The sequence below is a fragment of the Collimonas rhizosphaerae genome, from assembly GCF_038896935.1.
In the GTDB taxonomy this organism is placed as follows: domain Bacteria; phylum Pseudomonadota; class Gammaproteobacteria; order Burkholderiales; family Burkholderiaceae_D; genus Collimonas; species Collimonas rhizosphaerae.
Genome location: NZ_JBANDC010000007.1, coordinates 219,345 through 232,906, shown reverse-complemented (window position 1 = coordinate 232,906; position 13,562 = coordinate 219,345). Strand labels below are relative to the sequence as shown.

Annotated in this window: 12 protein-coding genes and 1 pseudogene; 6 read left to right on the top strand and 7 right to left on the bottom strand. The window is 63.3% G+C overall.

Annotated elements, in window-relative coordinates; all coding sequences use genetic code 11:
• Window positions 1-30 precede the first annotated feature (30 nt).
• Both V8G57_RS12405 and V8G57_RS12400 read right to left on the bottom strand, forming a co-directional pair.
• On the bottom strand, window positions 31-1,599 hold the full coding sequence (locus tag V8G57_RS12405; protein WP_342829649.1) for a DHA2 family efflux MFS transporter permease subunit: 1,569 nt from the start codon (window positions 1,597-1,599) through the stop codon (window positions 31-33).
• Window positions 1,599-2,699 (bottom strand): HlyD family secretion protein, encoded by a 1,101-nt coding sequence (locus V8G57_RS12400; RefSeq protein WP_342829648.1) that lies wholly within the window; start codon window positions 2,697-2,699, stop codon window positions 1,599-1,601. Before V8G57_RS12400 ends, V8G57_RS12405 begins: the two co-directional genes overlap by 1 nt.
• A 160-nt stretch (window positions 2,700-2,859) precedes the next feature.
• Between V8G57_RS12400 and V8G57_RS12395 the strand changes: the two genes are divergently transcribed.
• Window positions 2,860-4,311, top strand: coding sequence for an efflux transporter outer membrane subunit (locus V8G57_RS12395; RefSeq protein ID WP_425458272.1), 1,452 nt, complete (start codon window positions 2,860-2,862; stop codon window positions 4,309-4,311).
• Between the two features lie 58 nt (window positions 4,312-4,369).
• Here V8G57_RS12395 and V8G57_RS12390 read toward each other — a convergent pair.
• Window positions 4,370-5,098 (bottom strand): annotated as a pseudogene (locus V8G57_RS12390) (YoaK family protein); the annotation flags it as partial.
• Window positions 5,099-5,213: 115 nt separating this feature from the next.
• On the opposite strand from V8G57_RS12390, the gene V8G57_RS12385 reads away from it, so the two are divergent.
• From V8G57_RS12385 to V8G57_RS12370, 4 genes are all read left to right on the top strand, one after another.
• Entirely contained in the window at window positions 5,214-5,426 is a 213-nt protein-coding gene (locus V8G57_RS12385) for a hypothetical protein (protein ID WP_342829647.1), read from the top strand.
• An 87-nt stretch (window positions 5,427-5,513) separates the two neighbouring features.
• The gene (locus V8G57_RS12380) at window positions 5,514-7,058 is read left to right on the top strand and encodes a CYTH and CHAD domain-containing protein (RefSeq protein ID WP_342829646.1); all 1,545 of its coding nucleotides are present in this window, start codon (window positions 5,514-5,516) and stop codon (window positions 7,056-7,058) included.
• Window positions 7,059-7,160: 102 nt separating this feature from the next.
• Complete coding sequence (locus V8G57_RS12375) at window positions 7,161-7,385, top strand: hypothetical protein (protein WP_092398740.1); 225 nt, start codon at window positions 7,161-7,163, stop codon at window positions 7,383-7,385.
• Window positions 7,386-7,444: 59 nt separating this feature from the next.
• On the top strand, window positions 7,445-8,179 hold the full coding sequence (locus V8G57_RS12370; protein WP_342829645.1) for an rRNA pseudouridine synthase: 735 nt from the start codon (window positions 7,445-7,447) through the stop codon (window positions 8,177-8,179).
• Window positions 8,180-8,204: 25 nt separating this feature from the next.
• Here the strand turns inward: V8G57_RS12370 and V8G57_RS12365 are convergent, their stop codons facing one another.
• The 4 genes from V8G57_RS12365 to V8G57_RS12350 are packed head-to-tail and all read right to left on the bottom strand — an operon-like array spanning window position 8,205 to window position 11,815.
• Entirely contained in the window at window positions 8,205-8,837 is a 633-nt protein-coding gene (locus tag V8G57_RS12365; RefSeq protein ID WP_342829644.1) for a PqiC family protein, read from the bottom strand.
• The gene (locus V8G57_RS12360) at window positions 8,837-10,471 is read right to left on the bottom strand and encodes a PqiB family protein (RefSeq protein ID WP_342829643.1); all 1,635 of its coding nucleotides are present in this window, start codon (window positions 10,469-10,471) and stop codon (window positions 8,837-8,839) included. The genes V8G57_RS12365 and V8G57_RS12360 overlap by 1 nt, the downstream gene beginning before the upstream one ends.
• Window positions 10,461-11,180: a paraquat-inducible protein A gene (locus V8G57_RS12355; protein WP_342829642.1), complete on the bottom strand. Its 720-nt coding sequence runs from the start codon at window positions 11,178-11,180 to the stop codon at window positions 10,461-10,463. The genes V8G57_RS12360 and V8G57_RS12355 overlap by 11 nt, the downstream gene beginning before the upstream one ends.
• Window positions 11,177-11,815 (bottom strand): paraquat-inducible protein A, encoded by a 639-nt coding sequence (locus V8G57_RS12350; RefSeq protein WP_144737425.1) that lies wholly within the window; start codon window positions 11,813-11,815, stop codon window positions 11,177-11,179. The genes V8G57_RS12355 and V8G57_RS12350 overlap by 4 nt, the downstream gene beginning before the upstream one ends.
• A gap of 343 nt (window positions 11,816-12,158) precedes the next feature.
• Between V8G57_RS12350 and V8G57_RS12345 the strand changes: the two genes are divergently transcribed.
• Window positions 12,159-13,496, top strand: coding sequence for a reverse transcriptase family protein (locus V8G57_RS12345; RefSeq protein ID WP_342829640.1), 1,338 nt, complete (start codon window positions 12,159-12,161; stop codon window positions 13,494-13,496).
• The last annotated feature ends 66 nt before the right edge of the window (window positions 13,497-13,562 follow it).

The window sequence follows — 13,562 nt, the reverse complement described above, 5'->3', positions numbered from 1 at the left end:
GTTCGGTTGGAGAGGGACAGCAAAGTCAGGTTAATGGGCGTCGGCCGACGGCGCCTTGGGCGGCGCGACCTTGCGCATCAGGGGCACCATCGCGGTGGCGATGATGAAGCAAGCCATGATGGCCAGGAAGGTGTCGGAAAAGGTCAGCGTCAGCGCTTCCCGGTAAGTCAGGTTCCACAGCTGCCGCAGCGCCCCGGTCTCGCCCAGCGTGCCGGCGGCGCCTTGCAGCAGCGCATTGGTGGCGTCGTTGCTGCGGGTCAGGTGTTCGGCCAGCCGGAAGAAATGCAGGTTGGTGCGATCGTTGAGGATGGTGGCGCAAACCGCGATGCCGATGGCGCCGCCCAGGTTGCGCATCAGGTTGAACAGGCCGGACGCCAGCCGCAGCCGTTCCATGGCCAGCCCGCCCAGCGTCAGCGTGACGATAGGCGGCACCGCGAACTGCTGTCCCATGCCGCGCAGCGCTTGCGGCAGCATCAGTTCGGCGCCGCTCCAGTCGTGGGTGATCGGCGAGAACTGCCACATCGACAGCGTAAAGCAGGCCAGCCCGAACATCATCAGCCAGCGCAAATCGACCCGGTTGGCGAAGAAGGAATACACCGGGATCGACAGGATCTGGAAGACGCCGGTAGAGAACACCGCCATGCCGATCTGCATGGCGCTGTAGCCGCGCACCCGGCCCAGGAATACGGGCGTCAGGTAGATGGTGGCGAAGATGCCGACGCCGGTAATGAACGAGAAGAAGCAGCCAAGCGCGAAATTGCGGTCCTTGAGCGCACGCAGGTCGACCACCGGAAACTTGTAGCTGAGGCTGCGCCAGACGAACAGTACGCTGGAGACCCCGGCAATCCAGGCAGTGGCGGTGATCACCGGGTCGCCCAGCCAGTCCAGCCGCGGGCCTTCTTCCAGCGTGTATTCCAGGCAGCCGAGGAACAGCGCCATCAATGCCATGCCAAGGTAGTCGGCGTTGCGCAGCAGCGACCAGTCGGCGCGGTCGATCTTGACCAGGATCGGCACGGCGACGGTAACGAAGATGCCCGGCGCCAGGTTGATGAAGAACAGCCAGTGCCAGGAATAGTTGTCGGTGATCCAGCCGCCGACGGAAGGGCCGAGCGTCGGCGCCAGCGAGGCGATGGCGCCGATGGTGGCGGCCGCGATCACGCGCTGCGGGCCGGCGAAGAAGGCGAATGCGGTAGTGAACACCAGCGGGATCATCGAGCCGCCGAGGAATCCTTGCAGCGCGCGGAACAGGATCATGCTCTGGATATTCCATGCCATGCCGCACAGCAGGCTGGTGAGGGTAAAACCGGCGGCCGAGATGGCGAACAGCCAGCGGGTCGACATCACGCGCGACATCCAGCCGGACAGCGGGATCACGATAATCTCGGCAATCAGGTAGCTGGTCTGGACCCAGACCGTCTCATCGGCGCCGGCCGACAAGCCGCCGCCGATCTCGCGCAGCGAGGCCGAAACGATCTGGATATCGATCAGCGCGATGAACATGCCGACGCACATGGAAGCGAAGGCCAGCACCTTGGCCACGGTGCTCATGTCGGCCGGCAGGATAAGCTGCAATGGCGCGCGGGCAGCCGAAGTGTTCATTACTGCAGGCTCCGGCTGCTGCGGGCATCGACTTCAGCCTGTACCGACAAGCCCGGCCGCAGCACACCCAGCACGCTGTCGGCGTCATCCAGCACGATGCGCACCGGCACGCGCTGCACGATCTTGGTGAAATTGCCGGTGGCGTTCTCCGGCGGCAGGACGCTGAACTGGGCGCCGGTGGCCGGCGCCATGCTGGCGACATGGCCGTGGAACCGGCGGCCCGGCAACACGTCAGCTTCGATGGTGGCGGACAGCCCGGGATGCATCCGGGCCAGCTGGCTTTCCTTGAAATTGGCGTCGATCCACAATCCGCGCGCCGGCACGATGGACATCATGTGGCTGCCGGCCGCGGCATAGGCGCCGTTGCGTGCATAGCGGTTGCCGATGGTGCCGTCGATCGGCGCCCGCAACTCGGTATAGCCGAGGTTGAGCCTGGCGATATCGCGTTCGGCAACCGCTTGCGCCAGTGCGGCGGCGGCTTGCTGGCGGCGTGTGGCGATCACGCCCAGTTCGCGTTCCGCCGCGGTTTGCACGGCTTGCGCTTTCTGGCCGTTGGCCAGCGCCTGCTGGTAATCGGCGTTGGCCCGTTGTGCGCTTTGCACCGAGACCGCAGCCTTGGCCGACAGGTTCTGGTAACGCTGTTCATCGTCGCGCGAGCGCAGCGTCTCGGCGGAACTGGCGGTCACGCCGGCCCTGGTTTGCGCGATCACTGCCTGCTGCAGGCTGCGCGTCGCATCCAGGTTGGCCAGCAAGGCCTGCTGCGCGGCAACCGCGCCTTCGGCTTTTTCCAGGGTGGCCTTGTAGTCGCGGTCATCGAGCTTCACCAGCAGGTCTCCGGCGTGGACCGCCTGGTTGTCGGTCACTGCTGCCGAGACGATATAACCCGGCACCTTCGGGCTGATCACGGTGATGTCGCCGCCGACATACGCATCATCGGTGTTCTCCATGAAGCGCCCGTTGTTCCACCAATGCCAGCCGTAGGCGGCGGCGCCGATGCCGACGACGATGGCGAGCCCGGTGGCTATCCGTATCTTGCCGCCGAGTTTTTTCCGTTTTGGCGGCAAGGCGGGCGCGCCCGTGTCAGTTGCCGAATCAGTCATGGTTGCAGCTCCTTATATGTATATGCCTATCGGCGAGACTTGAAAAAAACAACTTGCTTTCATAATGAAAGTCACTTTACACTAGTGACTATCGTAATGCAAGTTACTAAAAATTCTTTTTTAAATTCTTCTTTAAACAGCAGGGCAAAAGGAAACCGCCATGAAAACCAGCAAGGCCGTAATGCCGGCGGCACGCCTGTCGCGTGCGCCGAAGGCGCTGCTCGGCGCAGCAATGTTGCTGGCGCTGGCCGCCTGCGCCGCCGGTCCCGACTATGCCGGGCCGGCCTCGACCATGCCAAAGGCGTTTCATCATGCGGCGCCAGTGGCGGCCAGCGCGCCGCTCGTCCTGGATGCCTGGTGGACACATTTCAACGATCCGGCGCTGACGCGGATTATCGAGCGGGTGCTGGCGCAGAACCTGGACCTGGCCGCCGCGCTGGCCCGGGTTGAGCAGGCGCGCGCCGTTGCGCGCCTGTCGAGCGCGGCGTTGCTGCCGGTCGGCAGCGTGAGCGCCCAGGTCGCCAAAGAGCGCCAGTCGCTGCAAAGCGAGCTGGGCGAACTGGCCAGCCACCAGCCCGGTTACCGCCGTAACGCCACCTTGTATAGCGACGGTGTTGGCGCCAGTTGGGAAATCGACCTGGCCGGCGGACTGGGCCGCGGCGCCGAGGCGGCTAGCGCCGAAGCGCAGGCGGCCGAGGCCGACAGGCTGGGCGTGCGCGTATCGGTCGCGGCCGAAGCCGCCGATGCCTATTTCCGCGTGCGCGGCGCCCAAACCCGCATCGCCCTTGCGGCGGACGAGATCAAGGCCGACAGCGATTTGCTGGAGCTGGTCAACTTGCGGCTGAAGGAGGGCATGTCGACCCAGCGCGAGCAAGCCCAGGCCGAAGCGCGCCTGGCCCAGGTCAAGGCCACCATCCCACCGCTGCGGGCTGAACGCGATGTCCAGTTGAATCGGCTCGATGTACTGATGGGCGCCCAGCCCGGCACCTATGCCGCGGAACTGGCGGAACCCGCCGCTGAAGCGTCCATCCCGGCGCTGGCGGTAACCCTGAAACCGGAAGACCTGCTGCGCCGCCGGCCCGATGTGATTGCCGCCGAACGGCGCCTGGCGGCGTCGAATGCCCGCATCGGCGTGGCGATTGCCGAGTACTATCCGAAATTTTCATTGTCGGCGCTGCTCGGCTTTGAAAGCTTGAGCAGCGCGACACCATCGTCCGCCAGTTTCCAGCCGCTGGCATTGGTCGGCCTGCGCTGGCGCTTGTTCGACTTCGGCCGGGTCGATGCCGAAGTCGCGCGCGCCAAAGGCGTCAACGCGGAAGCGCTGGCAGGTTACCGCCAATCCATGCTGCGGGCGACCGAGGACGTCGAGAACGCATTGGTGATGCAAACCGAGCTCGACGCTGAACGCCGGGAATTGATCCGTGAAGTCGATGCCAACGTGCGGGCGCGGGATTCTTCGGAGGACGCTTACAAGGGCGGCGCCACCAGCCTGGCCGAAGTGCTGGAGCAAGACCGGCAGCTGCTGGCCGCGCGCGACCAGCTGGCGCGCGCGCAAACCGGCAGCGGCCGTGCCGTGGTGGCGACGTTTCGCGCCTTGGGCGGCGGCTGGTAGTACTTAAACAATCACAAGTCTTGTCTTGAATTCAGGCATTGCGCTGGAATTTCAGGAAATCGTCGACGATAGGCACGATCGCCAGGCACATCAAGGTAGCGGCCAGCACCGCGGTGGCGATGAAGCCGATATGCTTGAAGCCCAGTGCCCCGACCAGGCCGCCGCTGAAAAACAGCATGACCAGGGTGGTTAGCAGCCGCAATTTGGCGCGGTCGGCGATGACGTCTGGCTGCTTGCTGCCAGGCTCCAGCCGGTTCCAGTAAACCAGCTTGCCGAGTTCGATGCCGATGTCGGTGACCATGCCGGTGACGTGGGTGGTGCGGATCTCGGCTTTGGAAATCTTGGTGATGATGGCGTTTTGCAAACCCATGATGGCGCACAGGAGTATCACTGTCATCGGCACGAACAGCCATTTATGTCCCTCCAGGTTGCCGCCCAGCAGGCCAAACACCAGCAGCAAGCCCGCTTCCAGCATCAAAGGCAGCGCAAATTCCGCATGGAGGTCTTGCCGCCGTCCCCAGTTGATGAGCAGGGCAGATGTCATGGCGCCGAACAGGAACGACAGCAGGCATGCCAGGCCAGCCAGCATCAGCCCCAGCGAACCCAGTGCAAGATTGTCCGCCATCGACGAAACGATGCCGGACATGTGGGAAGTGTATTGCCCGACCGCGAGGAAGCCGCCGGCATTGATCGCGCCGGCGATGAAGGACAGGAAAAACGCCAGGTGGCGGTTTGCTTGCTGGCTGCGCTCCTTGCCAGTCAGTTTTCTCAAATATGGAATCGGCATCGATGACAATCGCTTGATCTGGACAGCATGATATTACGCTGCCGGAAGCCGGCTGTGCAGGCAGGGCCGGCTATCGGACAAGAGTTGGGCTAGAAGCGGGCTAGAAGCGGGCAGGATGAGTGCAAAGGTTAAAGATTGTTATTTCATCGATATCTGGTCAACTGCCGCGCCACGCGTTCCGTTCTTGCTGGAAACCCTCAATCCCTCGGACATTGGCGCGCCTGACATGAAAACCTTTTTCTATTTCTATCGTTATTATCGGCAAAGCGGCTACAGCATGATTCCGGCGATGAAGCGAGCCTGCCGTTCGCGCAGCCGCGAATTCTAGGATTCTGGCTGGTTCCGGCGCATTCCAGGTGCATGGCATTAACACAATAGCTTACTGAAAGCAGCGGTTTGGAAGTATGCTAGAAGCATGGAAATCGAATTAAAACTGCTACTGGAGCCGCGGGACGTCGCAAGCTTTCGCCGCCATCCCCTGTTAAAACATTACGCCACCGGCAAGCCCCGGTCGCAGCAGCTGACCAGCATCTACTTCGACACGCCCGACCTGCACCTGCAGCGCAGCCACACCGCGCTGCGGGTGCGCAAGGCGGGCTCGCGCTGGATCCAGACTTGCAAGAGCGGCGGCCAGGCTGCGGCCGGCTTGCATCAACGCCCTGAATGGGAGTCCGAGGTCAGCGGCGCGGCGCCTGACTTGCACGCGCTGCGCGGACTGCTGGAGCCCGGTTCGGCGGTGGCTGCATTGCTGGCGGCGCCAAGCCTTGCCAATCGTCTGCTGCCGATATTCACCACACAATTCAAACGCACGATCTGGCTGCTGCGGTCGCAGGCCGGGGACGAAGTCGAGCTAGCCCTGGACCAGGGCGAAATCCTGCATGGCGGCAAGCGCATTCCGATCAGCGAAATCGAACTGGAGCTCAAGGCCGGCAACGCGGCGAGCCTGTTTGAATTGGCGCTGGCCTTGCAGCAGACGCTGCCGCTGCGCGCCGCCAACGCCAGCAAGGCCGAGCGCGGTTATGCCATGCATGCGCCGCACGCGCCTGCCGTGGTCAAGGCCAAGCCGATCGAGCTGGCGTCCGGCTTGACGCTGGAGCAGGGATTCCAGGCCCTGCTCGGCAATTGCCTGGCGCAGATGCAAGGCAATGAAGATGGCGTGGTGCATGGCGCCGATCCGGAAAGCCTGCATCAGATGCGGGTCGGATTGCGGCGTTTGCGCGCTGTGCTGGGCCTGTTTAAAAAGGTCATCCCGGCGCAGCCGGAAATAGCGGAACGGCTTGACTGGCTGGCGGCCACGCTGGGGCCGGCGCGCGATTGGGAGGTGCTGGCCGTGGCGACGCTGGACGAAGCGGTAAGGCGTTGCCCGGACGAGCGGCAGCTGGACAGTTTGCGGCAGCTCACTTTCAGTGAAGCCGGCAGGCGTCGCCAGGCGGTCGCGACTGCGGTGACTTCGCGTGCATATACGCGCCTGCTGTTATTGCTGGGCAGCTGGATAGAAGGGCGGCGCTGGCGCGAAGAACTGGGCGCAGGGCAGGTGGCCGCGCTGTCTGCGCCCCTGGAAAAATTCGCGGTCAGGAAGCTCGCGGGGCTGCAGAAAAAATTGCTGAAACGGGGCAGCCGCATCAAGCGGCAGGACGCCGCCAGGCGCCACCGGGTAAGGATCGCGGCCAAGAAGGCGCGCTACGCCACCGAATTCTTTGTGTCGTATTTTCCGGCCAGGCACACCCATGCCTACCTGGCGGCGCTCGGCGACTTGCAAGATGGCTTGGGTGCGGACAACGACCGCAGCGTCGCTGCCCAGCTGCTGCAGCAGCTGGCAGAGCTGCATCCCGAATTGGCCGGATCCTGCGGCGTGGCGGTCAGCCTGCTGGCTTCCGGCGGCAAACACAGGCCAGAAATCAGCCGCTTGTGGCGAAGATTCGCCGGATTGAAGCCGCCGGTGCGGGGACATTCATCCTGATGGCTTGGTCCCCAGGCGCATTTGGTGCAAAATACGCTCGCCGGGCTCTTCCTGTAACACCGTGGATGAAGGTGAGCGCGGCAAGGAACACCGGAGTCAACCATGACCTATGAAGAATACCTGGATGAAGTCACCACCTTGCTGGTGGAGCTGTACGACGTGAAAGAGAAGGCCGCGATCAAGTATGTGATGAATGCGCAAGCCGAGGATTTTTTCACCCTGCACGACGACGATCCCGTCATGCGTACGCTGGAGCGCGCGCGCGAAGACGCCAAGACGATCTACGAACAGCGCAACAAGCCGCGGCCTGAACTGTATCGCAAATGAACCAGGGGTAAGACGGTTACAATGGCCGTCCGCAATTTTTATGTCTCCGGATCTCATACATGACTGAATCAATCCGCCTTGCAAAACATCTCGCCGAACTGGTTTCGTGCTCCCGCCGCGAGGCGGAACAATATATCGAGGGCGGCTGGGTCAAGGTCGATGGCAAAGTGGTGGAAGAACCTGGCTTGCGCATCGGTGCGCGGCAGCAGGTGGAGCTGGCCGCGGACGCTACGCTTGAACCGCAAGACCCGGTCACCATCCTGTTCCACAAGCCGGCCGGCTTCGACCTGTTCGCCGGCCCGGCGCTGAGCGAGCTGGCGGCGCAGCTGATCGTGCCGGACAAGCGCGCCGCCGACGACCGCGCCGAACTGCGTTTCCTGAAGCGCCACCTGGCCAACCTGAACCTGATCGAACCGCTGGAGACGCTGGCCAGCGGCTTGCTGGTGTTTACCCAGGACTGGCGGATAACCCGCAAGCTGGTGGACGACGCCGCCAAGATCGAGCATGAATACATAGTCGAAGTCGCGGGTGACATCATTCCCGACGGGCTGAAATTGCTGAACCACGGCTTGAGTTTCAACCGCAAGCCGCTGCCGCCGATCAAGGTCAGCTGGCAAAACGAAAGACGCCTGCGTTTCGCCCTCAAGGCGCCGCCGCGCGGGCTGGTCGTGCACATGTGCGAACAGGTCGGGCTGCAAGTGGTGGCCAGCAAGCGCATCCGTATCGGCCGCCTGCCGATGGCCGGCCTGGCGGTCGGCGAATGGCGCTATCTGCTGGGTTACGAACGCTTCTGACGTTTTTTTGATGCTTTTTTGATGTTCATGCCTGCGGACTTGCGCCCTGGCAAACGGCTGCGGGATTCACCTTGAATGCCGTGATGTTGGCGGCAATGCCATTGGCCACATCCGCAACGGTGCGCTGCACCCCAAGCACCAAGCCATCTATCCCCGGAGTGACTGTGGCCGCCACTTTCAGCTGGCAGGCGCTGCTGCGGCCGTTGTCGGAACGGCTGATGGTCCAGCCGTAAGTGGCTTGCACCTTGTCGCCGGGCACGGCGTCGAATTCGCGCAGCTCGACCGCAATCCGGTACACCGGCTGGTCCGTCGGCCGGCCGCTGCGGCTGACGTCGATCGCACCCAGGCGATTGGCGATGCCACTGGCCAGCGCGTCCCGCAATTCATTGTTGAACGGCGACGACCAGCGTTCCTGCTCCAGGATGTCGACCCGCGTGCTGGAAGCGCTGCCGGCGCTGCGCACCACCAGTTGCGGCCGCGCCAGGCGTTCTGGCAGGGAGACCGGCGCGACGTCGATGTACAGCCTGGAATTCTGGATGGCCGGCGCCGCCGCTGCCGGCGCCGCCAGCGTGTAAAAGTGGGTGGGAGCGGAAGTGCAGCCGGCCAGCAGTAGCGCGGCAGCGATGCCGCAGATGCGTGTCGATGTGGTGGATGTCATTATTTCTTTTCCTCTTGCTTGCCGCGGATCAGGGCTTCCGGATGGCGTTCCAGGTAGTCGGTCAGGATCCGCACCGACGCTGCCGAGCGTGTCAGTTCCTGCAGGGTCGCGCGGATATCCTGCTGCAGCGGCGCATTGTCGGACAGGGTGCGGTTGGCGTTGTCCAGCGTGACCCGCACGTCCTTCATGGCAGCAGTGATTTCCGGCGCGACGTCGTTGTTCAGGCTCTTGGTCAGCTGCTCGGCATTGAGCAGGGTACGGTTCAGGGTGCCCAGGGTTTTCTGCAGGTCGGCGGCGATCTGGTCGAACGGCACCTTGCTGAGTTTCTTGGCGATCTCGGCGATCTGCGACTGGATTTCATCCAGGCTGTTGGGAATGGTCGGCAGCTCGATGATGGCGCTTGACGTATCGATGGTGGCCGGCGCCGCCTTCGGGAAAAAGTCGAGTGCGACATATAACTGGCCGGTCAGCAGGTTGCCGGTGCGCAGCTGCGCCCGCAGGCCGCGGCTGACCATGTATTGCAGGCGCTGCTTGGCGGTGTAGCTCGAGTGTTTTTCATCCTCGGCATAACGGCGTCCCAGCCGCTCGGGATAGACCTGCACCACCACCGGCATGCTGAATTCGCGGCGCTTGGTATCGTATTCTATGCCTATCGATTTGACCTCGCCCAGCACCACGCCGCGGAAATCGACGGTGGTGCCTGGCGTCAGGCCGCGCAGCGACTGGTTGAAATACATCACCACGGTTTCCGACGGGCCGTCCGGTTCCTTCAGGGCGGCTTCTTCGTCCGCGGCCAGGTTGAAGGTGGTGTTTTCCTTGGCTGTGGTGCCGAGCTGGTCGTCCGGCGCCTGGAAGGCTATGCCGCCCAGCACCACGGTCGCCAGCGATTGCGTGCGCAGCTTGAAGCCGCTGGCGTTGATCTGCATGTCGAAGCCGCTGGCATGCCAGAAACGGGTGTTGACGCCGATGAACTTGTCGTAAGGCGCATCGATGAAAATGCGCAAGGTCACGCCTTTGCCGTCGGCGTCCAGGTCGAATGCCGCCAGCTGGCCGACCTTGATGCGGCGGTAGTAGACCGGCGAGCCGATGTCCAGCGAACCGATGTCGGCGGCGTGCAGCATGTATTGCTTGCCGGAGGCGTCGAGCCTGACGATGGGCTGCACTTCGAGCCCGGTGAATTCGTCTTTCGTTTCCTTGGAGGTGCCGGCGTCGGCGCCGATGTAGGCGCCCGACAGCAAGGTGCTCAGGCCGGAGACGCCGGAAGCCGCTACCCGCGGCCGCACTACCCAGAAACGGGTGTCGGCGGCGGTAAAGCTTGCGGCTTCCTTCGACAGCTGGACGTTGGCCAGCACGTGCGAACGGTCCTTGCTCAAGGTGATGGTTTGCACCAGGCCGATATCGACATCCTTGTACTTGACCTTGGTTTTTCCGGCTTCCAGGCCCTCCGCGGTGCGGAAGGTGATGGTGATCGACGGCCCGCGTTCGACCAGGATCTTGACCACCAGCGTCAAGCCGACTACCGCGGCGACGATCGGGATCAGCCAGATCAGCGACGGCAGCCAGTCGCGCTTGCGGCTCAGCTTGGGCTCGGGCAAAGGGGGCAGGGCGCCGTCCCGGGTGTTTTCATCGCTCATCTTGTGTTTTCATCCTCTGATTCTCATCCATCTCTTGATCGCTGCTGTCCCCGCTGTTGTCCCAATTTAGGCGCGGATCGAAGCTGAGCGCCGCCAGCATGGTCAGCACCACCACCGAGGCAAACGCCAGCACGCCGAAGCCGGCGGTGATCTTGGCGAACCCTTCGATCTGCACCAGGCCCGCCAGCAGCGACACCACGAATACATCCAGCATCGACCAGCGGCCGATGATTTCCACCAGCCGGTACAATTTGGCGCGTTGCAGGCGGCGCCAGCGGCTGCGCTTCTGCGCGGTCCAGGTCAGCAGGATCAGGGACGCCAGCTTGAACAGCGGCACCAGGAAACTGGCGATGAAAATGATCGCCGCCAGCTCCCAGGCGCCGGATACCCAGAAATAGATCACGCCGCTCATGATCGTATCCTCTTGCACGCCGAGCAAGGTCTTGGTGATCATCACCGGCATCAGGTTGGCCGGGATGTACATGATGCAGGCAGCGATCAGGAACGCCCAGCTGCGGCGGATGCTGTCCGGCTTGCGCAGGTGCAGCGCGGTGCCGCACAGCCCGCAATGCTCGTGTTCGCGCACCTCTTGCCAGACGGTGCCGCAATGATGGCAGGACATCATGCCAAGGCCGGCGGCGGTGCGCACCGCCAGGTCTTCGCCTTCGGCGGGAATGGCAGCATTCGCGGTGGCGGCGCCGGTACTCATGCAATCTCTTCCTGGCTGCGTTCGGCATAGGCCATCTGCCAGAAATGCCGGGGGTTGAAAGACACCACCGCGGTCAGCAGCACTGTCAGCACGCCGAACGCCCACAGGGCCACGCCCGGGATCACGGTCGCCATGTTCGATAATTTCACTACCGCCACCAGCACGCCGAGCAAGAACACTTCCACCATGCCCCACGGCCGCAAACTTTGCATGGCCCTTACCAGCCAGCTGAAACCGGGCGGGCGGCGCTGCGGGTTACGCTGACTACGCAGCGACACCAGCAGGTAAAACAGGAACAGCAGCTGCAGCAGCGGAAACAGGATGGTGGTGGCCAGCACCAGCAGAGCCACCAGCGACATGCCTTCGGTGGTCAGCGACAGCACGGCGCCGAACAGGGTGGTGCGGCTGCTCAAGCCTTGCAGCTCGATCTCGACGATGGGAAAGCTGTTGGCGATCACGAACATGATCAGGCTGGCCACCGTCAGCGGCAGGATGCGCTCGCGCTGGCGGCCGGCGTCACGCTCCAGTTCGGTGCCGCAGCGCGGGCAGTGGGCAATCTCTCCGCGGCGCAGCTGCACCTTGCGATACAGGGCATCGCATCCTTCGCAGGCAATCAGGTCGGGGACTTCGCGCATGAAGTATTAAAAAAATTCAACAGGTAAGATTCTAACAATAATATGCGCCGCCACCGACAGATAGTTGAAATCGCATGCTTGCCTAGGCAAGCATGCCGGCCGCGGCGCCGCCCGCATGCCGGTTGACACTCCTGCCATATTCACATAGTGTGGCCGGGCGGCGGACCCTTCAAGCCGGCGCACTGTTACCTTGTGTAATGGAACGCCTCCGCGGGGTTACCCCGCGGGATATTTTTGGCTGGGCAATGCAACGCATGAGCGGCCCTGCACCACGGTGCAGGCTCGGCTCACGCATGACGGGACTTGGTTGAAGGCTCTCCGCCGCCTCGCTTACCTTGACCGGATGACTCCACAAACCTACGTCGCCTTGGCTCTTGCCGACACCTTCCTCGCACGCGAAGCGAGCGTTGAGGCCATGCAGCTAGGCGCAAGACGGGCGCTTGGGAAGAAATGGCGCTGGATACCTTCATTGTGCCGGGCAGTATACAAACAGCTCGGCGACCAGCTGCATCGCCATGGCCGCACCGAACTGGCCGCGCTGATCCTGGCGCACGAAGGCTTTGCCGCTGCATGGCTGGATGGCGAGCCGCCGCAGATCAGGCATTTTTGCCTGGACCTGCCTCTGCCGGCCGGCAAGCCGGCATGGGCATCGATGCTGCCGCTGCCAGCGCTAGCCACCACTGCCGACCTGGCGCAGTGGCTCAAAGCAGGGCCGTCCGAGCTGGACTGGTTCGCCGACAAATGGCGCAACAGTCCGCCACAGGCCGCTGCCCTGCAGCATTACCACCATCGCTGGATAGAAAAGCGGAGCGGCGGGCTGCGCCTGCTCGAAATTCCCAAGCCGCGCCTGCGGACCATGCAAGGCCAGATACTGCGCGGCCTGCTCGACCTGGTGCCGCTGCACCCGGCGGCGCATGGTTTCCGGCGCGGCCACTCCTGCGTGACGCATGCGGCGCGCCATGCCGGCAAGCGGATAGTGATACGCATGGACTTGAAGAATTTTTTCACCAGCATCCCGGCAGCGCGGATCCATGCGCTATTTACCGGGCTGGGTTATCCGTCCAGGGTAGCCGGCGTCCTGTCCCGCCTTTGCACGCACCGGACGCCGGGCAGCGTGCTGAATCATCAAGATCCGGCGAGCGCCGGCGCATTGTCCTGGCAGGAACGGCAGGTTTTCCGCCAGCGCCATCTGCCGCAAGGTTCGCCGTGCTCGCCGGCGCTTGCCAATTTGTGCGCTTACCGGCTGGATCTGCGGCTGCAGGCCCTGGCTGCCTCGCTCAACGCCGGTTACAGCCGCTACGCCGACGACCTGGCGTTTTCCGGCGACGGCGAACTGGAACGGGCGATGGACCGTTTCCATGTGCAAGTGGCGGCGATCGCATTGGAAGAGGGATTTTCGATAAACACCAGGAAAACCCGGATGATGCGCAGCGGCGTCAGGCAGCAGCTAACAGGCATCGTGGTCAACCGCCACCCCAATATCCCGCGCCAGGAATTCGACAACCTGAAGGCCGCGCTGACAAACTGCATCCGCCACGGGCCGGCATCGCAAAACCGGGACGGCCGGGACAACCATCGCCAATTCCTGGCCGGCAGGATCGCCTATGTGGAGATGGTCAACCCGCAGCGCGGCAAGCGGTTGCAACGGCTATTTGACAAAATCGCATGGCCTGACGGTTAAGCCGTCAACTGTCGCTTCGGCTGCTTTACGGTCCCACGCCAACATTCCATTGTTATCTTATTAACT